This window comes from Amycolatopsis xylanica, from assembly GCF_900107045.1.
Lineage (GTDB): Bacteria > Actinomycetota > Actinomycetes > Mycobacteriales > Pseudonocardiaceae > Amycolatopsis > Amycolatopsis xylanica.
This window is the reverse complement of the sequence record NZ_FNON01000002.1, coordinates 1,139,909-1,163,751: the sequence shown is the minus strand read 5'-3', so window position 1 is coordinate 1,163,751 and position 23,843 is coordinate 1,139,909. Positions and strand designations below refer to the sequence as shown.

Genomic DNA, 23,843 nt, shown 5'->3' with positions numbered 1-23,843 from the left:
TTACCCACCAACGAATCCCCCGATTCGTTGGCACACCCCTGTTCAGGAGTATTCCGTGTCCTACAAGAAGTCTCTCAAGCGCGCCGGTTTCCTGGCCGCCACCGTCGGTGTCCTCGGCCTCATGAGCACCGGCATCGCTTCGGCCCACGTCACCGCCAACGTCTACGGCGCCCAGCCGACCAAGGGCGGTTACGGCGCGATCTTCTTCCGCGTGCCCAACGAGGACCCCGCGGTCGGCACCACCAAGGTCGAGATCGAGATCAAGCCGGAGTACGCGATCGGCACCGTCCGCACCACCAAGGTGCCCGGCTGGACCGCCCAGGTCACCAAGACCAAGCTGCCCGCCCCGGTGAAGAACGCGGCAGGCGCCGACGTCTCCGAGGTCGTCACCAAGGTCAGCTGGACCGCGGAGCCCGGCAACAAGATCGCCGCGGGCACCTCGGAGTTCGCGGAGTTCGAGATCAGCATCGGCGCGCTCCCGAAGCTCGACGAGATCGAGTTCCCGGCGACCCAGACCTACGAAGGCAACAAGGTCGTCAACTGGAACGAGAAGGCCCCCGCTGGCGGCGAGGAGCCGGAGCACCCGGCCCCGACCGTCAAGCTGGCCGACAAGAAGGCCGAAGGCGACCACCACGGCGGCGCGACGGCGACCGACACTTCGGAGCACACTGAAGCGGCGGCCGGCAGTGACACCACGGCCCGCTGGCTCGCCGGCGCCGGGCTGGCCGTCGGCGCGCTGGGCCTGGGCGTCGGCGCGGGCGCGACGATCCGTGCACGTAAAGCAGGCAAGGGAACCAACTGATGCGTAAAGCGCTCATCGCGCTAGCCCTCGCCGGGGCGGCCCTGTTCTTCTCGGCCGCTCCGGCGCTGGCACACAATGTGCTCATCTCGACGGATCCGGCCAAGGGCTCTTCGATCGAAGCCGGGCCCGCGAAGATCACGCTCACGTTCGACCAGTTCGTGCAGAACGCCGACGTCAACCAGATCGCGGTGACCGGTCCCGGCGGCGGCCAGTGGGCCGAGGGCCAGGTCAAGGTCGACGGCAGCGTCGTCTCCGTGCCGCTGCGCCCGCTCGGCCCGGCGGGCGAGTACAAGATCGGCTACCGGATCCTGTCCGCGGACGGGCACGCGGTCACCGGCGAGTCCACCTTCACCCTCGCCAAGGCGGGCACCGGCACGCCGGCGAGCGCCGAAGCGGCCAAGGGCACCGGGCAGGCGGCCACCGCCGAGTCCACATCGGACAGTGGAGTGCCGATCTGGGTGTGGATCGCGGGAGCCGTCGTGCTGCTCGGCGTCGGGCTGACCGTCGCGCTCCGAACGGGTTCCAAGGCATGACCAAGACCGAGACCACCTCGAATGTCCGCTATTCCACGCTGTTGTGCGTGGTCACGGCCGGTCTGATCGGCGCGCTCATCGGCGTCGCGCTGACCACCACGACACCGGTGCCCGGTGTCCAGGAGGCAGGCGGGGTGGTCTCGGTCGGCATCCCGATCGTGCGGGTGCTGCTCGACATAGCGGCCGTCACGACCATCGGGTTGTCACTGCTTTCGGTGCTGGTCGGCTACGACCGGCCGAAGCTGAGCGAACCCGTGATGCGCCACGCGCGTCCCGGCGCCGTCGCCGCCGCTCTGGTCTGGGCGGCGACCGCACTCGTCGCGCTGGTGTTGCAGACGGCCGAATTCCGGCCGGGCGCGGCCAAGATCGGCATGAACGACGTCGGCGCGTACATCGCGCAGTTCGGCGCTGGCAAGGCTTTGCTGATCGTCGCCGTGCTCGCGCTGCTGCACGCGGGCTTGGGCATTTTGTCGTTGCGCCACGGTGAAAAGGTGCCCGCCGAGGTGCGGGTCGGGCTGGGGTTGTTCGCGCTGCTGCCCTTGCCGGTCACCGGGCACGCGGCGAACTGGAACTACCACGACTACACGATGATCTCGATGGAACTGCACGTGATGAGCGCCGTCGCCTGGACCGGCGGCCTCGGCGCGATGACCGTGCTGCTGGCGAGCAACCGCACCCTGCTCGCCCACGCGCTCCCGAAGTTCTCGAAGCTCGCGACGCTGTGCTTGATCCTTTCGACGGCCACCGGGCTGTTCAACGGCCTGATCGAGATCTACCTGAATCCGACGCTGAGCTTCTGGGACGGTCTGTTCAGCACGCCGTACGGGCGGCTGGTGATCCTGAAGTTCCTGTGCACCGGCGCGATCGCGCTGCTCGGCGCGCACGTGCGGTGGCGGCTGATGCCGCAGATCATCCGGCACAACCGGACGGCGCTCGCGGCTTGGGCGACGCTCGAACTGACGATCATGGGACTGGCCTTCGGGTTCGCCGTGGTGCTGACGAGGGCTCCGGTTTCGATCAGCTGATCTCCCGAGGCAACCTTCTCGTCGCCGCCTGCGTGTAGCGGTCGTGAACACGGATTTGACCGAGGCGGAGACCAAGTTCGCGAACGCCTGGCTGACCAAGCACGGCGTGTTGATCAGTCCCCTGCCCAGGATGCTCGCGGTGCGACTCGGCGCCCGCGATGTCAAACCCAGCCGGCTCGTGCTGAACCGCTGGCGGGCAGGCGGGTTCTTGATCGGCCTCCTGCTGGCCGTCGCCTACCACTGCCTGCAGTACCTGCCGAACGTGCGCGGCGTCGAGATGACCGAGAGCCAGGGCGTCTACTTCATCATCGGCGGGACGGTTGTCGGCTTCTGGTTGTCGATCCGGGGCCGGGAGCGGGACCTCGGTGGGTTGCCTGTCTCGGCGAGTGTGGAGCGCCCGTCCTGGTCGAAGCACCTCGGCGGCTGGTACCTGGCCTCGCTGGTGATCACCTTCGCCGGTGGCACGGCACTGGCCGTGGCCATGTACGTCACCACCTCGGCGCGGACCTACGCGTGGAGCTGGCTGGGGGCACTCGCCTGGGGCGCGTTGTGCACCGCGGTGATCCTCGTCGGCACGTGGCGAGCGCCGGTCATCGCCGACGACCCGGCATCGGCCTCGGTCGACGCCATGCTGCGCGTCGAAGACAGCTTCCTGGCCATGCCCGGCTATTTCGCCGTGCTCGTGCTGATCGACCTGGTGACGACCCACCGGCAGCCGCCCGAGTTCACCTGGTGGCTGCTGGGCTACGCGGTACTCGCGTTCGGCACCTCGGCGATCAGCGCGCTCACCTACTGGCGCCGGGTCAGTCCGCGCGCCGCTACTCCAAACGGCCCTAATTGACGCGAAGCGGTTACCCCGAGACGCGTCACGGGGGATGCTCGGCGCGTTCTCTGGGGTAACCCGTGTGGAGGAGGAGCGCGTCGATGGGTGGCCCGGTTCCGGGAGACCGCAAGGTGGAAGTGCCCCAGCCGCGTGCCGGGGCGGGAGCCGCGAGGCCGTCGACGTCAGGGCCGAGGCAACTACCGATCGTGCCCGCGCACTTCACGAACCGCGCCGAAGAGGTCCGGCTGCTCGACAAGCTGATCGAGCGTGAGCGGGACACCCCGGCCATCCAGCTGATCAGCGGCCAGGGCGGGATCGGCAAGACCGCGCTCGCCACGAGCTGGGGGCACAGTGTCAGCTGGCGCTTCCCGCACGGCCAGCTGCACGCGGACCTCGGTGGCTACAGCACCACCGGCCCGCTGGCCACGTCCGAGGTGCTCGGCCGGTTCCTGCGTGCGCTGGGCGTGCCGCCGAACGGGCTGCCCGGCGATCCCGACGAGCTGGCGAACCTGTATCGCACGGTCACCGCCGACAAGCCGTTGCTCGTGTTCCTCGACAACGCGCGCACCTCCGACCAGGTCCGGCCGCTGATCCCGGCGAGCGCGGACAGCCTGGTCATCGTGACGTCCCGGCGCACCTTGGGGACCTTGCAGTCCGAGCACCTGGTCAACCTGGTGCAACTCGACCCCTTCAACTCGGCGCACGGTGCGGAACTGCTGACGCGGACCATCGGGGAGAACCGGGTCAACGCCGAAACCGAGCACGCCGAAGTGATCGTCCGGCTGTGCAGCGGGTTGCCGATCGCGCTGTCGACGATCAGCGCCAAACTCGCCGCCAAACCACGCATGCCGCTCGCGAAGGTCGCATCTGAGCTACAACTGGAGCATCGACGACTCGCGGTGCTGACGAAAGAGGCGACTTCGGTGCAAGCCAGCTTCAACCTGTCCTATGACGCGCTACCGCCGGACGCGGCCGCGCTGTACGCGGCGCTCGGGCTCCACCCCGGGCCTGACTTCGGGGTCGGGGTCGCCGCCGCGTCCATCGGCAAGAGCACGGAGGCCGCCGAGGACCTGCTCGACCAGCTCGTCGACGATGGCCTGCTGATCGACGTGCACGGCGACGGCGAGCGGTTCACTTTCCACGATCTGGCCAGGTTGCACGCCAAGGAGAAGACGGCGGGCCACGAGAACGAGCGCGACCGCGAGATCGCCATTCGCCGCATGCTCGAGTGGTACCTCTACGCCGCGAGCGCGACGGCCGATCTGACCGTGGCCGACCAGAAGCCGATCGAATACACCTACGAGTACCGGCCGAAGACCCGCGTCACGTTCGCCTCGCGCGAGGAGTCGCTCGCCTGGCTCGAACTCGAGCGCGCCAACCTGATCGCCGCCGTCGAGACCGCCTACGAGCAGCAGTTGTACGAGCTCGGCTGGCAGCTGGCCGCCGCGATGTGGCCGCTCTTCCTGCTCCACAAGCACTATCCGGACTTCCTGCGGGTCAGCCAGCTCGGCGTCAAGTGCGCCAGCCGGTGGGGCAACCACTCGGCGGAAGCGCTGATGCACAACCGCAGCGGAGCGGCGACACGCGGCACCGGCCGGTTCGACGACGCCGTCGGGCACTACCGGTCGGGCTACGAGACGGCGACCGCGGCGAACGACCAGGTCGTGGCGATTCGCTCGGTCGAGGGACTCGGGCTGGTCGCGCTCGCGAAGGAGCGGGTGGACGACGCGATCGAGGCGTTCACCGAGAACCTGCGGATGAGCCGGGACCAGGAGCGGGCGCACGACGTCGGCCTCGCGCTGATCAACCTCGGCGCGACACTCACCAAGGCCGAGCGGCCTGCCGAGGCGATCGTCAGGCTGGAAGAGGCGAGCGCGCTGCTCACCGAACAGGGCGACGAGTACAACGACGCCCGCGCCCGCATCGAACTCGGCCGCGCGCTCGCGCTGACCGGCGAGTTCGCGGCCGCCCGCGAGGAACTCGGCAAGGCGCAGGCCGTCATGCGGGCACGCGGCTCGAAGTTCGAAGAGGCCAGGACCCTGCAGGCACTCGGTGAGGTCGCGGAGACCGCGGGCGATGTCGACGAGGCCAAGCGGCTCTACGACCAGGCGCTCCCCATCCTCGTCGGCTTGGGCCGTCCTGAAGCCGATGCGTTACGGAATCGGCTCGCCGGGTTGTGACCCCCGACGCGAAAGCATGATCGTTACCCGGTAAGGTGGCGGAGCGTAGCTGCAACTTGCGCATGTGGGTTTGCAACTAGCCCGTCCAGGGTGATCAGCTCCGCCGAAATGACTACTCAAATACGCCGTTCACCTCAGAAACGACGAGCGGTCATTACGGTTCGGTGAATGCCCGAGAACAATCATGTCCTAGGCCTTTTAGCGGTACCGGTTCCACCGAACATCGGTGCGGCCCGCGCGTAGATCATCAAGTCTTCTGCGCAATTCGTCCCGCACATCGGGATGACTGCGCAGGATGGGCAGCACTGAGGTCGTCAGCTTGAGTTCGCGGACCGCTCGCAGCACCGAAAAACCTGGCCAGGACGTCACGTCGAAGCCGTAGACTCCGGCGAACTCGCGGTAGCGCTCCTCGGAGTCCCCGAACCGCTCACGGCCGACGGCCATCGGCGTCAGGTCCCATTCACGCGGGCCGAGGCAGGCGGAGTCGAAGTCGCACAGCACCGGGCCGCTGGGCCCGCAGATGACGTTGCCCGTGTGCGCGTCGCCATGCACGAGCCCTCTGGGCAGCGCGAAGTCCAGTTCGGCCAGCTCGGCCTCGACCTCGGCGCAGCGCCGCAGCAGGAACCGCCGGTCACCGTCGTCGAGTTCTTCGGCGTCGGCGACGCGGGCGCGGACGGCGTCGAGCGGCGCCCAGTCGGGGATGTCGTCGGGCGGCGGCAGCGCGTGGACCTGGCGAAGCAGCTGGGCGAGGTCGGCCGCGGTGGGCTCACGGCCGGTGTCCGGCACCTCGGTCCACACCGTGAGCAGGTGCCCGGCGATCCACAATGGCTGGTGAACGCCGGGCAGCAGGCGGATCGCGGGCACCCCGTGGCGTTCGAAATGCTCGGCGACCCGCACGACCTTGCCGACGCGGTGCCGCAGCGCGCGCGAGCCGACGATCCGGATCACCACACCCGCGCCGTCCAGCGCGTAGACGGCGTTGTTGGTGAACCGGAGAAGCCGCGCGCCCTGAGCGTCGAAGCCGAGCAGCGCACAGGCGCTGATCAGGACTTCTTCGAGCTTTTCCCTGGTGAAGCGACCGTCCAAGACGGTGTCAGTCCCCCCGGATACCGCCTGCGCCTCAGGCCGCGAAGAACGCGTGCAGCCGGTCGGCGAGGTCGCGGGCATCCGGATTGTTCCGGCGCTGCTCGGCTTCGACCTGCAGCGGCTTCAGGCGGTCGCGCACCCGCGCGGACTTGATGCCCTCCGCGCAGTCGAGCGCCTTGCCTCCGACCTTCGCGCCCTGGTCGATATCGCCGTCGAGCAGGTGGTTCGTGGCGAGCGCGCCCAGCATGAAGGTCTTGCTGCGTGCCATGTCGTCGTCGTAGGACTCGACGGCCTTGGTCAGCGCGGGAATGGCGAACTTCGTGTGCGAAGCACTCACTTCCTGCGCCAGTACCGTGTGGACGGTGCCGATCATCGCGTAGACGTCGGTCTCGTTGAAGAACTTGACCCAGGACTCGGCCTTGTCGATGTCCGCGCGGCCGAACTCGTCCTTCGACCGGTTCAGCAGCTTCACGGCCATGTCGTCGTTGCCCATCATCGCGTAGGCCCACGCTTCGTTGGCGCAGAGCACGGAGACGGCCAGCTCGGAGCCGGATTCCTGGGCGGCGATCTGACCCAGCTGGAACAGCTTCAGCGCGTCGTTCGGCGCGTCCTGGTGCAGGTAGACCCGGCCCATGCGGTAGAGCACGTTGGCCACCAGCGGGTGATTCTCACCCTGTTTGGCCAGGTCGAGCGCGTTGGCGAAGTGCCCGCGCGCGGAATCCATGAGCCCGGTGTCGAACGAGGTCCAGCCCGCCAAGCTGTGCAGATCGGCGAGGGCGACGTAGAGCCTGCCCTTGACGATGTCCGTGCCGTTCGATTCGAGCATCTGCTGTCCCCAGGACAGCTGTGCGACGACCGCGTCCCTGCAGAACCCGCCGCCGTACTGGTAGTCCAGCGCGCGCAGCGCCCTGGTCGCGGCCTCGACCTGCCGCACGTCCGTCATGCCGATCCGCCCAGGTGCGGGCGTGCGTGCCGGATTCGCCGACCACGTACCCGACTCCGGGCCGAACACCGCCGCGCCCATCGTCACCTGTGCGGCATGCGCGAGGAACCTCCGTCGCTTCACGGACTCGTCCTCCTCTGCCTGCTGGCCGCCGGCCGCGCCGACGACCCGTATCGCTGTGGCCTCGTCATAAGCGAGGCCCATGTATCCACGGGGGACGCCAAGGCCGTCCGAGATCCTGGTGAGGACGTCGTAGGCCATGACCTGGCGACCCTTGAGGATCTCGGACACCTCGGACTGTGACTGGCCGGTCATCGCGGCGATCTGACGCTGCGAGACACCGTGCTTGCGGAGCAGCCGGTACACCGAGCTGATCTCTCTTTTGGACAGGGCCTCGCGCATCTCCGGGTGCTCCCAGGCATCCGCGGGGATGAGCTGCTGACCCTGCCGGCCGTCTTGGCCGGAACCAGTGGCGTCCATTGCGCCCCCTCACAGTCCGATCGGGCGTCTGTCATTCAGCGTAGGCAAAGCTATTCAACCGTGCTAAACCCCGATAGCGGTCACTGATCGGCCCGAACGAACTTCACCGACCGCTTACCGTGGAACCCGGACCAGTCGCCGCTATGACGCGGTTTCGACCTTCTATCGACTCCGGTTTGGTCGCAATGTAGTCATCAGTTCTCCGTGACCGCCCGGGTACGGCCCGCGATCACGGAGAGCTACCGAAAACCGCAGTGCGAAATGCAAGATGCGCCAGCCGACAGAGCGGAGAAGCCCCGTGGAGTTCGTGGACGCGATGCCAGCACATGCTGGAACAGCCACGCGCACCGTGCGTCCCATGACGGTGGCCCGCACTGCGCCCGCACCGGTCGTGGACCCCCGCACCGCAGGCCTGCGCCGCTACGAAGGCGGCCAGCTGGTCTGGCGAGTGCAGTGTGGTGACCTGATCAGCCGGGAGCGCGCCGTGACGGTTTTCGTCGAAGACAACCAGGTGGTTCTCGTTTCACCGCCGGGAGAGACAGCGCGGCTGACCACTGGCCAGCTCGGTCAGCTCAGAGCCGCGCTCAACGAAGCCGCCAAGATGGCGGAAAGGTGACGGTGAGTTCCAAGTGGATCAAGTCCTTGGGCAGGTTCTCCGTGATGCCGTGTGGGAACGCCTCGACATGCTCTCCGACCTGGCGCAGCGGGCCGACGCCCACTCCCTGGTCTCGGTAGCCCGCTCCGAACTGCCTCGTCTCGCCGAAGGCTGGCGCGCCATGCTCCAGGCGCACATGCCCGACGAGCGTGGCGACTGCCCCACCTGTTCGACCCGCTGGCACCGGTGCAAGGCGCCGTGTTCCGTCTGGCAGGTCGCCCATGAACACCTGGTCGCCGGTGGCCTGGCTCCGCAGCACGACACGCGGCGTCAGGGACGGCGGAAGAGCGTGCCCAGTCAGAGCCGAGGGAGTTCCCCGACCCCCGCGGAGACGACCGGACGTCACGCGCTCATCCCGCCGTCGCGGCACGTCATCGCCGCCACACCGTAAATCCAGGCTGGTGAGCGCGGCGGACCTGAATGCCCCCGTCAGGGTTTGACGCCGAATCTCACCTTTGACCGAGGAAGGCTCGTCCGTACCCCCCGAGCGTGACGAGCCTCCCTCGGTCCCTTGAAGTAGTACCCCCGCCCTCAAGAGAATGCGGCCCCGAACGCCGCGGGTCCCGTGCCGTTGCACTCCCCCTCCCCCGACCGGCACGGGGCCCGCGGTCTCCAACGCTTCAGCTCACGGATTTCACTCGCGTGATGAGCACTGCCGCGAGAATCGTCGCCACGGCGGATGCGGTGAACAGCCCCGCATAACCGCCGAGCAGCGACAGGATCCCGACCGTCGCCGTGGTCGCGACGACCTGCGGCAGTGAGTTCGCGATGTTGATGATGCCGAGATCCTTCGCGCGGTCCTTCGCCTCGGGCAGCACCTGGGTGAGAATCGCCAGCGCGACCGACATGTACATGCCGAATCCGACGCCGAGCAGCGGCGCCGAGATCAGCGACGCGGTCCAGTTCGGCCAGAACACCAGAATCAGCGCGGCGATCGCCATCACGACCGACGACACGTAGACGTACGGCTTCCGGTTGCCGGACTTGTCGGAGAAGTGTCCCGTGACCAGCGCACCGACCACCAACGCCGCGGCGTAGAGACCCATCATGACGAGCAGCCCCGACTCGGGGTCCTCGTAGTGCACTGCGTCCTTGAGGAAGAACAGCAGGTACAGCGTGCCCAGCGCGTTGCCGAGGTTGATCATGAAGTGGCAGCTCCACGCCCAGGCGAAGTCCGCGTGCCGGAGCGGGGTGAACAGGCCGCGCAGGATTTCGGCGACATCGGTGCGCGGCCGGAATTCGGCGGGCAACGGCGCGTCGGGCGTGCGCAGTACGAACGCCGCAGCGCCGAGCACGACGACGACAGCGCACACGAGATAAGCGGTCGGCACGCCTGCCATGTCGAGCACCACCACGACGACGACCGCGCCGAGCACGGTGCCGAGCATCTGGCTGATCCCGACCAGTCCGCCGACCATCGCGCGCTGCGGCACCGGCACCCGGTCGGGTAACGCGGACATGAGCGCGGCGAGCATGCCGTTCAGCCCGCCCTGGACCAGGCACCAGCCGACCGTCATCACGACGACGTTCGGCGCGACGGCCAGCACCACGAACCCGAGCACGCTGACGCCGGCCCCGATGACCGTCCACGGATGGCGACGGCCGAAACGGGAGCAGGTGCGGTCCGAGAGCAGGCCGACCGCCGGGTTGGCGATCAGCGCGACCACACCGCCGATCGCGCTGACGATGCTGAAGATGGCGACCTTGTCCGCGGCGTCGAGCAGTTCGGCCTGCTTGGGGAGCAGCACCTGGATCGGGGCGTAGATCCCGAGCCACAGCGCGATGTTCGCGAGCACCAACAACGTCATCCAGCCGCCGCGGACCTTCGTCCGCGGCTCGGCCAGCGCTTCAGGGGTGTGGACGTCAGTCATTGCTGATCAGCTTTTGGTACCAGCGGAACGAGTCCTTGGGCGTGCGCTTCTGGGTTTCGTAGTCGACGTGCACGATGCCGAAACGTGGCGCGTAGCCCTTGGACCACTCGAAGTTGTCCAGCAACGACCAGACGAAGTAGCCGCGGACGTCGACGCCGGCGTCCATCGCCTCGCGGAGCGCGCCGAGGTGCCCGGTGAGGAAGTCGATGCGCTCGGGGTCGTGCACGCCACCGTCCTCGGCGACCGTGTCGGCGAAACTGCAGCCGTTCTCGGTGATGTGGATCGGCGGGAGATTTTCCTGGTAACGGTTGTGGAAAGAGAGCAGTAGTTCGCGCAGCCCGTGCGGGACGATCGGGGAATCGTTGGTGGTCATGGGAAATCCGTCGATCGGGCGAAGCTCGAACGGCAGCGGGTTTCCCTCGCCTGGCGCGGCGACACCCTGCGGCTCGTAGTAGTTGACGCCGTAGAAGTCGAGCGGTTGGTGAATGGTCGCGAGGTCTGCGGCGTAATTCGCGGGCAGGTGATCGAGGATTTGTTCGGGATAGCTGCCGAGCAGCACCGGATCGGCGAAGAGGCGGTTGAGCAGCGCGTCGAGCCAGATGGCCGCCTTGTCGTCCTCGTCGGTGTCGTTGGCTGGCCAGATCGGAGAATGGTTGTTCGCCGTGCCGATGTTGGTGGCGCCGGCGGCACGCAGCGCCTGCACGGCCAGCCCGTGCGCGAGATTCTGGTGGTGCGCGGTCGGAATCGCGTCGAGCATGAGGAACTGGCCTGGCGCGTACTCACCGATCGCGTAGCCATAAATCGACATGACCATCGGTTCGTTGAGTGGAATCCACATCTTCACTCGATCGGCGAAACGCTCACCGACGATCGAGGCGTATTCCGCGAAGCGTTCGGCTGTATCCCTGTTGAGCCAGCCGCCAGTGTCTTCGAGCGCCTGCGGGGTGTCCCAGTGGTAGAGCGTGACGGTGGGCGCGATGCCCGCGTCGCAGATCGCGTCGAGGAGCCGGTCGTAGAAGTCGAGGCCCGCCTTGTTGGGCGCGCCTTTGCCGTCAGGCTGAATTCGCGGCCACGCAAGGGACATCCGGTAGGCGCCGACACCGAGTTCGGACATCAGCGCGATGTCCTCCGGGTAGCGGTGATAGTGATCCGCCGCTACCTTGGCGTCCTCCCCCTGTGCGATCTTGCCTTCGGTCTCGGTGAATGTGTCCCAAATGGACGGTCCGCGGCCGCCCTCGCGAGTCGCGCCCTCGATCTGGAAGGCCGAAGTGGACACTCCCCAGAGAAAGTCGGACGGAAAGTTCAGATTTTCCACTCCAGGCACACCTTCCGTCAGTGGAACGTGAAAACTTCTCATATACTAGGCCTTCACTCGACGGTGGGGAAGCCTGCCGACACGATAAAGTCGCTGATCAGCAGAGGAGGAGCCGACGTGCCCGACATCCAGGCCGCGAAGGGGACGGACACGCCCCTTCGCCGTCAGCCTGTCCAGCAGCGCAGCGCGAAGCGGGTCGAGCAGATGCTCGACGCGAGCGCCCAGTTGATCGACGAACTCGGCTACGAAGCACTGACGACGACGCTCATCGCGAAGCGCGCGGGCGTGGCCGTTGGTTCGCTGTACCAGTTCTTCCCCGATAAACGCGCCGTCGTGCAGGCGCTGACCCAACGCAACCTCGAGCGCTTCATCCAGCAGATCACCGAGCGGCTCGACTCGATCGACGCGGGCCACTGGTGGGACGTCGTCGACTCGATTCTCGACATCTACCTGCGGATGCACCGCGAGATCCCGGGCTTCTCGAAGGTCCACTTCGGCGACGTGGTCGACACGCAGCTGCTCGACGAGAGCCGCGACAACAACACGGTCATCGTCGACTCGCTGGTCGGTGTGCTCTCCCCGAACCTGTCGACCCCCGTCGACGACCTGAAGTTCGCGATCACGATCGCCAACGAGGTCGCCGACGCACTGCTGAAGCTCGCCTTCCGCCGCGACCCGATGGGCGACGAGCACATCGTCGCCGAGACGAAGTTCCTGGTGAAGGGCTACTTGGCACGCAAATTCGGCGAGTCCTGAGGTTCGCTCGGCTCGCGTCGTGGCTACGCGAAACCCGAGTTTGGGCCATTGGCTGGCCAGAATTCGGGTTTCGCGAAGGCCACCTTCGCCTGCGCACCGCCGTTGACCGTCCACAGAGGACGTCAGGCCTCGCGTTCTGTCTGGTCTAGCGCGCTTTGCCCGACTTGCCGGGCGCCCTGGACGTAGTGAACGGGGCTTTTGCGTCGCTCAACGCTGCGAACGTGGCTTCATGCGCTCGGCACCCGCAAACCGGAGCCACCCACACCCCGAAAGTGGCTCTGACCTGCTGATTTGCACCTGTCCACAGATTTTGTCCACAGGGGTCCACAACTGTGGACAACCTTGCCGAAATGTCCGATTCGGCCGGGGTGTGTCGGGGTGGGCCGATAGACTGATGCAGGGCGGAGCCCCCAGGGACGGGCGGGGGGTGGGTAAGTACTGGGGGCGGGTTTTTGGGAGGTCAGCCGAAGTTCTTGTGCTCGCCTCGGTAGGTGGGGATGGTGCGCTCGACTCGGTCGCCGACGACTACGTGGTAGGTGTCGAAGCGCTCGGCCAGCTCGCCTGCTTTGGCGTGGCGGAGCCAGACTCGGTCGCCGATGCGGAGGGTGCGGGCGGCCTTGCCGATGACCGGGGTTTGGACCTCGCCGGCGCCTTCGATGGCGGTCAGCGAGAGGCCTTCGGGCAGGTAGGGCTCGGGCTGGCGGGAGGTGCCCGTCGGGCCGGAGGCGATGTAGCCGCCGGAGAACAGGGTCGCGATGTTCTTGGCCGGGCGGCGGACCACCGGGAGCGCGAACAGGACCGCGGGGCGGGGCTGGAAGCGGGAGTAACCGTCGAAGAGGGTCGGGCCGATCAGGCCGGAGCCCGCCGCGATCTCGGTGACCACGCTTTCCGCGCCGGTCGACTCGATGCTGCCGGTGCCGCCACCGTTGACGAACTCGAGGTCCGCGATCGCGCGCACCGCGCGGACGGCCGCGCTGCGCCGCGCGCTCAGTTCGGCGGCTGACTTGCGCTGGATCCAGCTGACGATGGCGTTCTTGGCGCCGCTGCCCGCGGTGTCGCCGAGGCCGGCGATCTGGCCTTCGTAGCCCATCATGCCGACGAGCCGGAAACCCTTGCGCGCCACGATGGTGCGCGCCAGGTCCGCGGCTTGGCGCGCGGTGAAGACCGGCGAGCGGCGCGAGCCGATGTGCACGCCGGGCACGGGGTGCCACGACACGTCGAGTTCGAGGCAGACGCGGATCTCGGGGTGGTCGGAGCCGAGCGCCGCGTCGACCAGGTCGAGGTGCTGCGGCGAGTCGACCATGATCGTGATGGCCGCGCGGGCACGGTCCGACGCGGCCAGCGCGCGCAGCGCCGCGTGGTCGGCGGTCGGGTAGCCGACCAGCAGGTCGTCGGTGGTGCCCATCTCGACGTGCCACAACGCCTCGGCCAGCGTGTACGCCATCAGGCCTTCGAAGCCAGGCTTCGCGAGCACGCGCTCGAGCAGGAAGCGGCTGCGGACGGACTTGCTGGCGACGCGGATCGGCTTGCCTGCGGCGCGGCGCACGAGGTCGTCCGCGTTGGCGTCGAACGCGTCGAGGTCGACAATGGCGAACGGCGCGTCGAGATCCTTCGTCGCCAAGTCGTACTTCGTCGCAGTGCTCACGCTACTCACGGTACGACAAAAACTCTTGAAACGCGAATCTCTTTCACTTATGGTGGTGACGCATGACGCAGTGGACCAACTGGGCAGGTACCGCGACCGCGACCCCGCAGCGGGTGCATCAGCCGCGTGACACCGGCGAGATCGCCGAAGCCGTCGCGAGCGTCGCGCTCGATGGCCGCCGCGTGCGCGCGTGGGGCTCCGGGCACTCGTTCACCGCCATCGCGGCCGCCGACTCCGACGCGATCGACCTCACCGGCTGGACCGGCATCGAGGCCGTCGACACGGCGAAACACCTGGTCACCGTCCGGTCGGGCACCACGCTGCACAACCTGAACATCGAGCTGGACAAGCTCGGTCTCGGCCTGACCAACATGGGCGACATCGACAACCAGACCATCGCGGGCGCGCTGTCCACCGGCACCCATGGCACCGGCGCGAAGTTCGGCGGGATGACCACGCAGATCGCCGCGCTCGAACTCGTGCTGGCGGACGGTTCCGTCGTCACCTGTTCGGCTGGCGAACGGCCGGAGCTGTTCGCCGCCGCCCGGCTCGGGCTTGGCGCGCTCGGCGTCATCTCCACGGTCACCCTGCAGTGCGAACCGGCGTACGCGCTCGCCGCGCAGGAGCGCCCGGAACCGCTGGAGAACGTGCTCGCCGGGTTCGAGCGCGACGCCGCCACCAACGACCACTTCGAGTTCTACTGGTTCCCCTACGGCGACAACGCGCTGGTCAAGCGCAACAACCGGCTGCCGGCAGGCACTCCGACAAAACCACTCAGCCGGGTGAAGGAGTACATCGACTACGAGCTGACCGAGAACATCGCGTTCGGCGCGCTGTGCCGTCTCGGCCGCGCGGTGCCGAAACTCGTCCGCCCGCTCGGGAAGCTCTCGTCGAACGTGTTGTCCGGCCGTGAGTACAGCGACGTCTCGCACAAGGTCTTCGTGACCGCGCGCAGCGTCCGGTTCGTCGAGTCCGAGTACGCGGTCCCGGTCGAAGCACTGCACGACGTGCTGGCCGAGCTTCGCGCGCTCGTGCCGAAGCTGGAGAACCCGGTGATGTTCCCGGTCGAGATCCGCGTCGCGCAGGCCGACGACATCTGGCTGTCCACGGCGTATGGCCGCGACTCGGCCTACATCGCGATCCACCAGTTCGTCGGCATGCCCTACCGCGAGTACTTCGCCGGCTTCGAGTCGATCGTCGCCAAGGTCGGCGGCCGTCCGCACTGGGGCAAGATGCACACGCTCGGCGCAGACGACTTCCGCAGGCTCTACCCGCGGTTCGACGACTTCCTCGCCGTGCGCAAGGAGGTCGACCCGGCCGGGTTGTTCTCGAACGCCTACCTCGACCGGGTGCTCGGGCCCGCCTAGAGCGACTCCGCGATCGGGGTCTCGCCGGAGATCAGCTCCAGCGTGCTGCGCGCGGTGCCCGGGTGGTCGAGCAGTGCGACCAGGAACGCGGCGACATCGTCACGCGGGATCGAGCCACGCCCGGTCGACTCGGCGACGTAGACGAGCCCGGTGCCGGGATCGTTGGTCAGCGCGCCCGGCCGCAGGATCGTCCAATCGAGATCGCGGGCACGCAGGTCGTCTTCGGCGGCCTTCTTGGCCTTGAGGTAGATCCGGAAGTCGTCCGAGACGTCGATGGTGTCCCATCGGTCGGCGCCCATCGAGCCGACCTGGATGTGACGCCGCACCCCGGCACGCTCGGAGGCTTCGGCGAACAAGGCCGCGGCGGCGCGGTCGACCGTGTCCTTGCGGTCGGTGCCGCTGCCCGCACCGGCGCCTGCGGCGAAGATCGCCGCGTCCGCTCCGGAAAGGACACCGGCCACGGTGTCCACATCGGACTTCTCGAGATCGAGGACGGCCGCCTCGGCGCCGAGCGCTTCGAGATCGCCCGCCTGCTCGGGTTTCCTGATGATCCCGACCGCCTGGTCTCCGCGTGCGGCGAGCAGCTTCTCCAGCCGCAGCGCGATCTGACCATGTCCACCGGCAATGACGACTCGCATGATCACGAGCCTAGGTCACTCGACGTCGGCGGGCACCTCAGTGGTCGCGAGCAGCTCGGCGTAGACCATCTCGTTGACCCAGCGGGAGACCGGGTCCTCGGCCAGGAGCATGCGCTCGGTGCGGCCTTCGAGGTCGAAGTCGATGACGCCGTTCGGGTCGGCGGTGATCACGGCGAGGCCGTAGGCACGCGCACGCGGCAGGCAGTTCGCCACGTAGTCCTCGGTGAGGGTGGACGGCGACGGCAGCACCATGGCCGCTTCGCCGTAGCGGGCGAACGGGACGGCCGAGGCCATCGCGGTGCGCCAGTGCCTGCCGACGGCCAGCACGCCGATGATCTCGGCGGCGGAGCCGGGCGCCGAGCTCGCGAGCTCCGGCCAGGTCCAGGTGTCGACGGTCGCGCGGTCGGTCACCGGGCCGATGCCCATGGCGATCCGCTCGGCGTGCACGTCCGTGCGGAGCCTGGCGACGACGGTGACCTTGCGGCCCAGCATCGTCATCTCGGGCAGGACGACCCCGCTCCAGCCGAGCTGGGCGGCGCCGCCGCGGGCCAGCTCCGCGACGGGCGCGGGCAGCTCGATGGGCGGCACCACGCGACTGGGCAGCGATCGGCTGCTCTTCGCACCGCCGGTGATCGCGGTGTTCTGAGATGCGGGTGTTGCCGCCACTGGTCCGCCTCCTTCAAGCTCGTCCGCCCCGAACGCAAAAGGGCACGTTAATTGAGTACCAGTGCGAGACGGCCCGGTCGCCGGGTAACGGGAGTGGCTGCGATCGGCGGCGCCCAGCGGTCGGTGACCGGTCGGCAAGCGGTCATCGGACTTCGGTCCGACCGTGCCGCCAACCGAGTGACCAAGAGCTGAGTGGTGTAACCGAACGATTACGGTGCCGGAGGTCACAAATTGGTCAAGCGGCCCAATGGGTTCGACTGAACGGCGTAATCCATTGTGGACAACTCAGATGAGGGCCAGGAATTCCGGGCGCAGGAATTCCTTGATCTTTTCGTACGGGAGCACGATCGTCTTCTCGCCACAAGCCTCCGCATAGGTGCCGATGGCGGGCGTGAACACCACAAACGTGAGGCCGCCTGGCGAAGCGGCCATCTTCACGGCCTCCCGGTGGCCATAACGCGCGAAGATGTCGGGCGTCAGCGGGTACCGGATGAGGTCCTCGCCGCAGAATTGGTTCGAATCCGCGGCACGCACCTTCGTGATCAATGCGCGCAGACCGTCGGCCGTCATCGTCGAAGGCTTCAAAATGTCCTGCGCGTTCAGCTGCCGTCCGGTGGTGAGATCAACGGTGACCATGTCCGCGCTGCGCCAGGAAGCGTGCCCGAGAATCTGGCCTTCCGCCGAATGCTCGTACCGCACGGTGATCAGCTTGGGACCGCCCTGCACCACTTCCGTCTTGGTGATGGTGGTCGGCGTCTCGGGGTAGCCGGACAGAAAATCCGGGCCAAGGCCGTTGAGCACGTCACGCACTTCTTGCTTGCGTCCCTCGAGTGGCGCGGCCAGCGCGTCGTTGATCTTTTTGGCGACGGCGGGATCGGCGATGCCGGTGACGACCGGGTATTGGCCACGGAAGGCGAACTTCGGATCCGTGAACTGTTCGGAGCGCTCTTGCAGTGAGACGTTCAGCGCGAGTGGCGTGGAAGTTTGCGTCGTCGAAAGCTGGGCTTCCTTGTCCTCGCCGCCGGTGGACAGCACGACCACCACGGTCGCCACGGCGGCCGTGACCAGCGCGCCGACCCCGATCGCGATCTTCGCGCCGATGGTCAGCCCGCCGACACCACCACCCACGCCGCCGATGCCACCGACACTGCCGCCGGCGACGCCCGCGCCCGCGGTCACCCCACCGATCGCGGGGGCCAGCGCCGAACCGGCGACGCCGAGCGTCAGCAGCGACGGCACCAGCGCCGCCGCGCCTGCCCCGAGCGCCCGCCAGCCCTTGGCCTCCCAGTCGCGGCCATAGCCCGCCTTGGCGGCTTTCTCCAGCTCAGCGGCGAATTTCGCGGCGTCGGCCGGCCGCAGGAGCGCCTCCTTGGCCATGCCGCGGACGACCAGGCCGCGTACCGGCTCCGGCACGTCGGCGACGGGGATCGGCGCGCGCTGGTGTGCCTCGCGCAGGTCTTCGGTGTACGGGTGGCGTCCGGTGACGCAGCGGAAGAACACGCAGGTCGCGGCATAGACGTCGGTCGACGGGGTGGCCCGGTCGCCCCGCCACTGCTCCGGCGCCATGTACGCGGGCGTGCCGATCAGGTCGCCGCCCTGCCCGGTCAGCACGGCGATGCCGAAGTCGACCAGTTTGCTCTGGCCGTCGGCGCCGACCAGCACGTTGCCCGGTTTGTAGTCGCGGTGCACGACACCCGCCGCGTGCGCGCCGGCGAGGCCGAGCAAAGAGCCCTTGAGCACGGCCAACGCGGCTTCCGGCGCCAGCGTGCCTTGTTCGGCCAGCAGCCGCTGCAGCGAGATGCCGCGGACGAGTTCCATGATGATCGCGGCGTTGGTGCCGTCCTCGACGAACTCGTAGAGGCGCGCGATGTGCGGATTGTCGACGTGGCGGAGCGTCTCGGCCTCGCGCCGGAAGTCGGCGAGTCCGTCCATCCGGGTGAGATATTTGATGGCCACGAACTGACCTGTCACGTCGTGCCTGGCCAGCACGACCTTGCCGAAGGCACCTTCGCCCAGCGCTTCCAGCTCGGTGAAGCCGGTCAATTTCGGAGCATCCACACCCCTAAGAGGTGACGTTCGCCGCAGCGGTTCCCGATGTCACCGGTTTAGGGTTACCGACGAGTCACATGCCTTGGAGGACCGATGCGCTCGCCGAAGGATTTCTTCGCACCACTCGCCGTGGGGGCACCCGAGCCGCTGCGCCAGATCCCGGTGCCACCGTCGCGGATGATCCACTTCTTCGATCCCAGCAACGAGAAGATGGCCGCGAAGGTGCCGGACATCGCGAAGAAGGTCGACGTACTACTCGGGAACCTCGAGGACGCCGTGCGCGCCGACCGCAAGGAGGCCGCGCGCGAGGGCCTGGTGAAGATCGCGCAGGCCACCGACTTCGGCTCGACGCAGCTGTGGACGCGGGTCAACAGCCTGGACTCGCCGTGGGTGCTCGACGACCTGATCACGCTGGTCACCGAGATCGGCGACAAGCTCGACGTGATCATGATCCCGAAGGTCGAAGGCGCACAGGACATCCACTACGTCGACCGGCTGCTCGCCCAGCTCGAGGCGCGCGCCGGGCTCACCCGCCCGCTGCTGGTGCACGCGATCTTGGAGACGGCCAGCGGCGTCGCGAACGTCGAGGAGATCGCCGGCGCGAGCCCCCGCATGCAGGGCATCTCGCTCGGCCCCGCCGACCTCGCGGCCAGCCGCCGCATGAAGACCACCCGCGTCGGCGGCGGTCACCCCGGTTACCTGGTCCGCACCGACCCGACCGGCGAGGACCTCACCGCGGGCCGGACGACCTACCAGCAGGACCTGTGGCACTACACGGTCGCGCGCATGGTCGACGCCTGCGCGGCGAACGGGATCCTGCCGTACTACGGGCCGTTCGGGGACATCCGCGATGTCGTGGGCTGCGAAGACCAGTTCCGCAACGCGTTCATCCTCGGCTGCGTCGGTGCGTGGAGCCTGCACCCGGTCCAGATCGACATCGCCAAGAAGGTCTTCTCGCCGTCCGTCGAGGACGTCCGCTGGGCGCGCAAGGTCATCGCCGCCATGGGCGACGGCACCGGCGCGGTGATGATCGACGGGAAGATGCAGGACGACGCGTCCGTGAAACAGTGCCGCGTGGTCGCCGAGCTGGCCGAGGAACTCGCCGCGCGCGACGAGGACTTGGCCGCCGCGTACCGCGAAATCGCCGAGGAGGACACCGACCGATGACCGAGCTCAGGCCGCGCCGTTCGGTGCTCTACATGCCCGGCGCCAACGAACGCGCGCTGGAGAAGGCCAAGGGACTGGACGCCGACGCGCTCATCCTCGACCTCGAGGACGCCGTCGCCCCCGATGCCAAGGAAGCCGCCCGCGAGCGCGTCTGCGCCGCCGCGTCGTCCGGCGACTACGGCCGCCGCGAAGTGACCATTCGCGTCAACGGCCTCGACACCGCTTGGCACGACGCCGATCTGCGCGCCGCCGCGCAGGCCGGACCGGCCGCGGTGGTGGTGCCCAAGGTGAACTCCGCCGCCGAGGTGCACAACATCGAGCGCGCGCTCGAACTCGGCGGCGCGCCCGACCACACCAAGATCTGGGCGATGGTCGAAACCCCGATCGCCATGCTGCACGCCGAGGAGATCGCGGCGGCCAGCGAGCGGCTGACCGTGCTGGTCATGGGCACCAACGACCTCGCGAAGGAACTGCACGCCGAGTTCGTGCCGGGCCGGGCTCCCCTGCTCGGCGGCCTTTCGCTAGCCCTGCTCGCCGCGCGGGCGACCGGCAAGGTCATCCTCGACGGCGTCTACAACGACGTGAAGGACCTCGAAGGCTTCGAGGCGGAGTGCGTGCAGGGCCGCCAGTTCGGCTTCGACGGCAAGACGTTGATCCACCCCGGCCAGCTCGAAGCGTGCAACCGGGTGTTCGCGCCGTCGGCCGAGGAGATCGAACGCTCGGAGAAGATCATCGCGGCGTTCGAGACGGCACAGGCCGAAGGCCGGGGCGTGGTGACCGTGGACGGCCGGATGATCGAAAACCTCCACGTGGACAACGCCCGCCGCGTGCTGGCGCTGGCCGACGCGATCGGGAAAGCCGGCGACTGATCATTCGGCGCGCAGGCGGTCCAGTGCCTGGCGGGCGGCTTTGGCGACGAAGTCGTCCGGGTGGTCGGTGGCGATCTTGGTGAGGACCTCTCCGGTGCAGGGGTGACCGCTGCCCGGCATGTCCTCGACCATCAGCACCTGGAGGTGGCGTGGCTGCGCCGCGAACTGCGCCATCGTGCGGCCGGGTGCCTGCCGGAGGCCGGACGTGAGCACGTCGAGGCGGACGTAGACCAGTTCGCGCTCCGAGATGTCCTCCTCGGGCAGCATGCCGTGGCGGGTCAGCCAGGTCGCCACGCAGGGGCCGCAGATCGGGTTGTCGCGCAGGGCGACGATGGCTTCGACGCCGATCTGGCCGAGTTTGCCGAGCAGGTCGAGTGCGAACATCCGGTGCTCGAAGTCGTCGGTGCGGCCGATGAGTTCGATGAGCTCGGCGCGGGCGTCGCCGGGTGGATGCATGGCGATCCAGCTCTCCATGAGCGCGTCCGCCAGCGCGGGATCCGAGGCGAGCATCTTCGCGATCATGACTTCCGGGGTCTCGCGGGTGAGGTCCTGGAAGGTCGTGGTGTGGACGCCGCCGTGCGAGTACACGCCGTGCAGCGCGCGGACGCCGAGCGGCAGTAGCCGGTAGAGCGGGAGGGTGACCTCGTCCTCGTCGTGGACTTCGGGCAGCAGGTGGCGCATCGTGCGCACCTCGCGGGCGGCGAGCCCGTAGTCGAAGAGGAGCGTGCGGAGGCGATCGAACTCATCGCGGCCGTCTGGGTCGTTCGCGACGGTGGCCTGCGACCGGAACACGAGCTCTTCGGGCGCGTGACCCTGGCCGCCCAAGATCGCCGCGAGGATGCCCAGCAGCGTCTTGCCGTCGCCGCCGATGAAATCGGACGGCGAGTCGGCGCCCACCCAGATGTCCATCCGGTCGAACATCTTGGTCCACAGCGCCAGCGCGTCGGTGAGCAGGTCATCCGGTGGCTCGTCGCGGAACATGCCGATGCCTTCGGCGAGCGCGAACAGTTTGCGGCCTTCGGGAAAGTCGTCGATGTCGTCGGGGAGCGTGCGGTCTTCGTCCAGCCATTCGAGGAACTCGTGCATGCGCCGCACGATGGCCGTGCCCTCGGCCTGCTCGCGGAGCTCGTCGTCCTCGGCCAGATCGAAGATCGGGGTGGAGAACTGCGGCAACCGGGCATGACGCTCCTGCTCGTCGAAGCCCGCGGCGATGTCCGCCAGCGCTTCACGCAGGAACTCGACCGAATCGCTGCGGTCGTCGAAGAGATCGGTGTCGGCGAAGAAGTCGAAGAGCGCGCCGACCGTGGCCGGGGTCATGTCCACGTCGGTGAACTCGTGGCTGAGCACCTCGCGCAGCAGCGCTCCGGTCCAGCGGCCGAGCAGGCCGTCGGTCAGGTAGCGATACTCGAGCACCGCGCCAGCGGCGGCCGGATCGACGGCCCGGCCGCGGATCTCGGCCCAGGCCTGGAACTCGTCGAGCAGCCGCCGCTGGGCTCTGTCGAAATCTTCCGGCCCGGCACCGATGAACACCATCCGCATGCGGACAATCGTGGCAGGGGTGATTGCCGAAAAGGACTACGCAATAGTGGGAAATTCGTGCTGCGCGGCCCGCAGCCGCTCGAAAAGGGCGGCTACCCGCAATAAACCGAGGTCGTCGAATCGTCGAGCGGCAATCTGTAACCCGATCGGCTGATTTTCGCTGGTGTATCCGGCATTGATGCTCACAGCGGGTTGCCCCGACATGTTGTACGGCACCGTGAAACCGATGTGCTCGAACGGTCGGCCCGGGTCATTGGTCGGCGACGCCCATTCGGCAGGTGGCGCTGACACAGGACAAGTCGGCGAGAGCACGAAGTCGAATTGTTCGGTGGCGCGCAGCGTCGCGACGGTCATCGCGTCGATCTGCGCGAAACCGCGATAGGTGTCGAGTCCGGAGATCGAGGCGCCACCCTCGGCCCATTCGGCGATGTACGGGAGCACGCTCGCCTGGCGTTCCTTCGGCAGCGCCGAGATATCCGACCAGGCACGCACTCGCCAGAATTTGTCGAGCCCTTCGAGCATTTCCCTGGTCAGGAACGGGTCGAGGGGTTCGACGACCGCGCCTGCCGCCTCGAAGCGCCGAGCCGCGTCGATAATCGCCGCCCGGATCTCGGGGTCGACGCCGAGTCCCAGTCCCGCGTCGAGATGCAGCGCGACCCGTTTTCCGGTGATGTCGATTTCCAGGTCCTGCCAAGGAATCTCCGCGGGCGGCAGGCTCAGGTGATCGCGGCCGTCCGGCCGCGCGAGCACCTCCATCAGCAACGCCGTGTCGGCGACCGTGCGGGTCATCGGACCGACCACCCGGCCGAGGAACGGCGGGTCGACCGGCACCCGGCCGAAGCTCGGCTTCAGTCCGACCAAGGCGCACCAGCCACCCGGCAGCCGGATCGAGCCGCCGATGTCCGTGCCGACGTGCAACGGTCCGTACCCGGCCGCGGCGGCCGAAGCGGCGCCCGCGCTGGAGCCGCCCGGCGTGCGGGCGGTGTCCCACGGGTTGCGCGCGGTCTCGTGAAAACTCGAAAGTCCCGAGGTCAGCATCCCGTAGTCGGGCATGGTCGTCTTGCCGAGCAGCACGCCGCCGGACTCGCGCACGCGCGCGGCCGCGGGGGCGTCGGCCTTCGCCGGGATCAGCTCGGTGGCGGCCGTGCCCAGCGGGACCGGGGTGCCCTTGGTCGCGATGTTCTCCTTGAGCGTCAGCGGGATGCCGTCGATCGGGCCGAGCGGCTCGCCCGCGAGCCAGCGCGCTTCGGATGCCTCGGCCGCGAGCCTGGCGCCGGCCGGGTCGTACGCGTAGAGCGCGTGGAGCACCGGCTCGAGCGTCTCGACGCGAGCCAAGACGGCTTCGGTCACCTCGACCGGGGACAGCGCGCCCGCGCCGTACGCGGCGCGGAGCTCGGTGGCCGAAAGGTCAAGCGCGTCACTCATCCGGGTGCC

The 23,843-nt window shown here is 68.2% G+C and carries 21 protein-coding genes; 11 read left to right on the top strand and 10 right to left on the bottom strand.

The genetic code is table 11. From position 1 onward, the window contains the following. The first annotated feature begins 121 nt into the window (after positions 1 to 121). From BLV57_RS13330 to BLV57_RS13310, 5 genes are all read left to right on the top strand, one after another. Positions 122 to 802: a YcnI family copper-binding membrane protein gene (locus BLV57_RS13330; RefSeq protein ID WP_091289128.1), complete on the top strand. Its 681-nt coding sequence runs from the start codon at positions 122 to 124 to the stop codon at positions 800 to 802. Continuing rightward, positions 802 to 1,335: a copper resistance CopC family protein gene (locus BLV57_RS13325; RefSeq protein ID WP_091288940.1), complete on the top strand. Its 534-nt coding sequence runs from the start codon at positions 802 to 804 to the stop codon at positions 1,333 to 1,335. Before BLV57_RS13330 ends, BLV57_RS13325 begins: the two co-directional genes overlap by 1 nt. Further along, entirely contained in the window at positions 1,332 to 2,360 is a 1,029-nt protein-coding gene (locus tag BLV57_RS13320) for a copper resistance D family protein (RefSeq protein ID WP_091288939.1), read from the top strand. Before BLV57_RS13325 ends, BLV57_RS13320 begins: the two co-directional genes overlap by 4 nt. Positions 2,361 to 2,403: 43 nt before the next feature. After that, positions 2,404 to 3,201, top strand: a complete 798-nt coding sequence (locus BLV57_RS13315; RefSeq protein WP_091288938.1) for a hypothetical protein — start codon at positions 2,404 to 2,406, stop codon at positions 3,199 to 3,201. Between the two features lie 83 nt (positions 3,202 to 3,284). Next, on the top strand, positions 3,285 to 5,363 hold the full coding sequence (locus BLV57_RS13310) for an ATP-binding protein (RefSeq protein WP_091288937.1): 2,079 nt from the start codon (positions 3,285 to 3,287) through the stop codon (positions 5,361 to 5,363). Positions 5,364 to 5,561: 198 nt separating this feature from the next. Here the strand turns inward: BLV57_RS13310 and BLV57_RS13305 are convergent, their stop codons facing one another. Together BLV57_RS13305 and BLV57_RS13300 are read right to left on the bottom strand one after the other, a co-directional pair. After that, complete coding sequence (locus BLV57_RS13305; protein ID WP_176968586.1) at positions 5,562 to 6,449, bottom strand: phosphotransferase enzyme family protein; 888 nt, start codon at positions 6,447 to 6,449, stop codon at positions 5,562 to 5,564. 34 nt (positions 6,450 to 6,483) lie between these two features. Then, on the bottom strand, positions 6,484 to 7,872 hold the full coding sequence (locus BLV57_RS13300) for a helix-turn-helix transcriptional regulator (RefSeq protein WP_091288936.1): 1,389 nt from the start codon (positions 7,870 to 7,872) through the stop codon (positions 6,484 to 6,486). 358 nt (positions 7,873 to 8,230) lie between these two features. On the opposite strand from BLV57_RS13300, the gene BLV57_RS13295 reads away from it, so the two are divergent. Further along, the gene (locus tag BLV57_RS13295; protein WP_245757291.1) at positions 8,231 to 8,488 is read left to right on the top strand and encodes a hypothetical protein; all 258 of its coding nucleotides are present in this window, start codon (positions 8,231 to 8,233) and stop codon (positions 8,486 to 8,488) included. Positions 8,489 to 8,501: 13 nt separating this feature from the next. Continuing rightward, positions 8,502 to 8,918 (top strand): hypothetical protein, encoded by a 417-nt coding sequence (locus BLV57_RS13290; RefSeq protein WP_091288934.1) that lies wholly within the window; start codon positions 8,502 to 8,504, stop codon positions 8,916 to 8,918. A 229-nt stretch (positions 8,919 to 9,147) separates the two neighbouring features. Here BLV57_RS13290 and BLV57_RS13285 read toward each other — a convergent pair whose 3' ends face one another. Then, a complete protein-coding gene (locus BLV57_RS13285) occupies positions 9,148 to 10,398 on the bottom strand; it encodes an MFS transporter (RefSeq protein ID WP_091288933.1) in 1,251 nt (416 codons plus the stop codon). Next, a complete protein-coding gene (locus BLV57_RS13280) occupies positions 10,391 to 11,713 on the bottom strand; it encodes a GH1 family beta-glucosidase (RefSeq protein WP_091288932.1) in 1,323 nt (440 codons plus the stop codon). The genes BLV57_RS13285 and BLV57_RS13280 overlap by 8 nt, the downstream gene beginning before the upstream one ends. A 117-nt stretch (positions 11,714 to 11,830) precedes the next feature. Between BLV57_RS13280 and BLV57_RS13275 the strand changes: the two genes are divergently transcribed. Beyond that, on the top strand, positions 11,831 to 12,469 hold the full coding sequence (locus BLV57_RS13275; protein ID WP_091288931.1) for a TetR/AcrR family transcriptional regulator: 639 nt from the start codon (positions 11,831 to 11,833) through the stop codon (positions 12,467 to 12,469). Positions 12,470 to 12,929: 460 nt separating this feature from the next. Here the strand turns inward: BLV57_RS13275 and BLV57_RS13270 are convergent, their stop codons facing one another. Continuing rightward, positions 12,930 to 14,114, bottom strand: coding sequence for an amino acid deaminase/aldolase (locus tag BLV57_RS13270; RefSeq protein WP_091288930.1), 1,185 nt, complete (start codon positions 14,112 to 14,114; stop codon positions 12,930 to 12,932). A gap of 62 nt (positions 14,115 to 14,176) precedes the next feature. Between BLV57_RS13270 and BLV57_RS13265 the strand changes: the two genes are divergently transcribed. Further along, on the top strand, positions 14,177 to 15,481 hold the full coding sequence (locus tag BLV57_RS13265) for a D-arabinono-1,4-lactone oxidase (protein ID WP_091288929.1): 1,305 nt from the start codon (positions 14,177 to 14,179) through the stop codon (positions 15,479 to 15,481). Here BLV57_RS13265 and BLV57_RS13260 read toward each other — a convergent pair. From BLV57_RS13260 to BLV57_RS13250, 3 genes are all read right to left on the bottom strand, one after another. Continuing rightward, a complete protein-coding gene (locus BLV57_RS13260; RefSeq protein WP_091289126.1) occupies positions 15,478 to 16,119 on the bottom strand; it encodes an NAD(P)H-binding protein in 642 nt (213 codons plus the stop codon). The genes BLV57_RS13265 and BLV57_RS13260 overlap by 4 nt on opposite strands. Before the next feature lie 15 nt (positions 16,120 to 16,134). Next, the gene (locus BLV57_RS13255) at positions 16,135 to 16,785 is read right to left on the bottom strand and encodes a hypothetical protein (protein WP_091288928.1); all 651 of its coding nucleotides are present in this window, start codon (positions 16,783 to 16,785) and stop codon (positions 16,135 to 16,137) included. 285 nt (positions 16,786 to 17,070) lie between these two features. Beyond that, entirely contained in the window at positions 17,071 to 18,828 is a 1,758-nt protein-coding gene (locus BLV57_RS13250; RefSeq protein WP_143047047.1) for a serine/threonine-protein kinase, read from the bottom strand. 99 nt (positions 18,829 to 18,927) lie between these two features. Here BLV57_RS13250 and BLV57_RS13245 point away from each other — a divergent pair, with 99 nt between their 5' ends. Then, positions 18,928 to 20,001 (top strand): HpcH/HpaI aldolase/citrate lyase family protein, encoded by a 1,074-nt coding sequence (locus BLV57_RS13245; protein WP_091288926.1) that lies wholly within the window; start codon positions 18,928 to 18,930, stop codon positions 19,999 to 20,001. Next, a complete protein-coding gene (locus tag BLV57_RS13240; protein ID WP_091288925.1) occupies positions 19,998 to 20,870 on the top strand; it encodes an HpcH/HpaI aldolase/citrate lyase family protein in 873 nt (290 codons plus the stop codon). Before BLV57_RS13245 ends, BLV57_RS13240 begins: the two co-directional genes overlap by 4 nt. Here BLV57_RS13240 and BLV57_RS13235 read toward each other — a convergent pair whose 3' ends face one another. After that, positions 20,871 to 22,409 (bottom strand): hypothetical protein, encoded by a 1,539-nt coding sequence (locus tag BLV57_RS13235; RefSeq protein ID WP_091288924.1) that lies wholly within the window; start codon positions 22,407 to 22,409, stop codon positions 20,871 to 20,873. A 36-nt stretch (positions 22,410 to 22,445) separates the two neighbouring features. Then, a complete protein-coding gene (locus BLV57_RS13230; protein WP_091288923.1) occupies positions 22,446 to 23,834 on the bottom strand; it encodes an amidase in 1,389 nt (462 codons plus the stop codon). Positions 23,835 to 23,843: the final 9 nt, after the last annotated feature.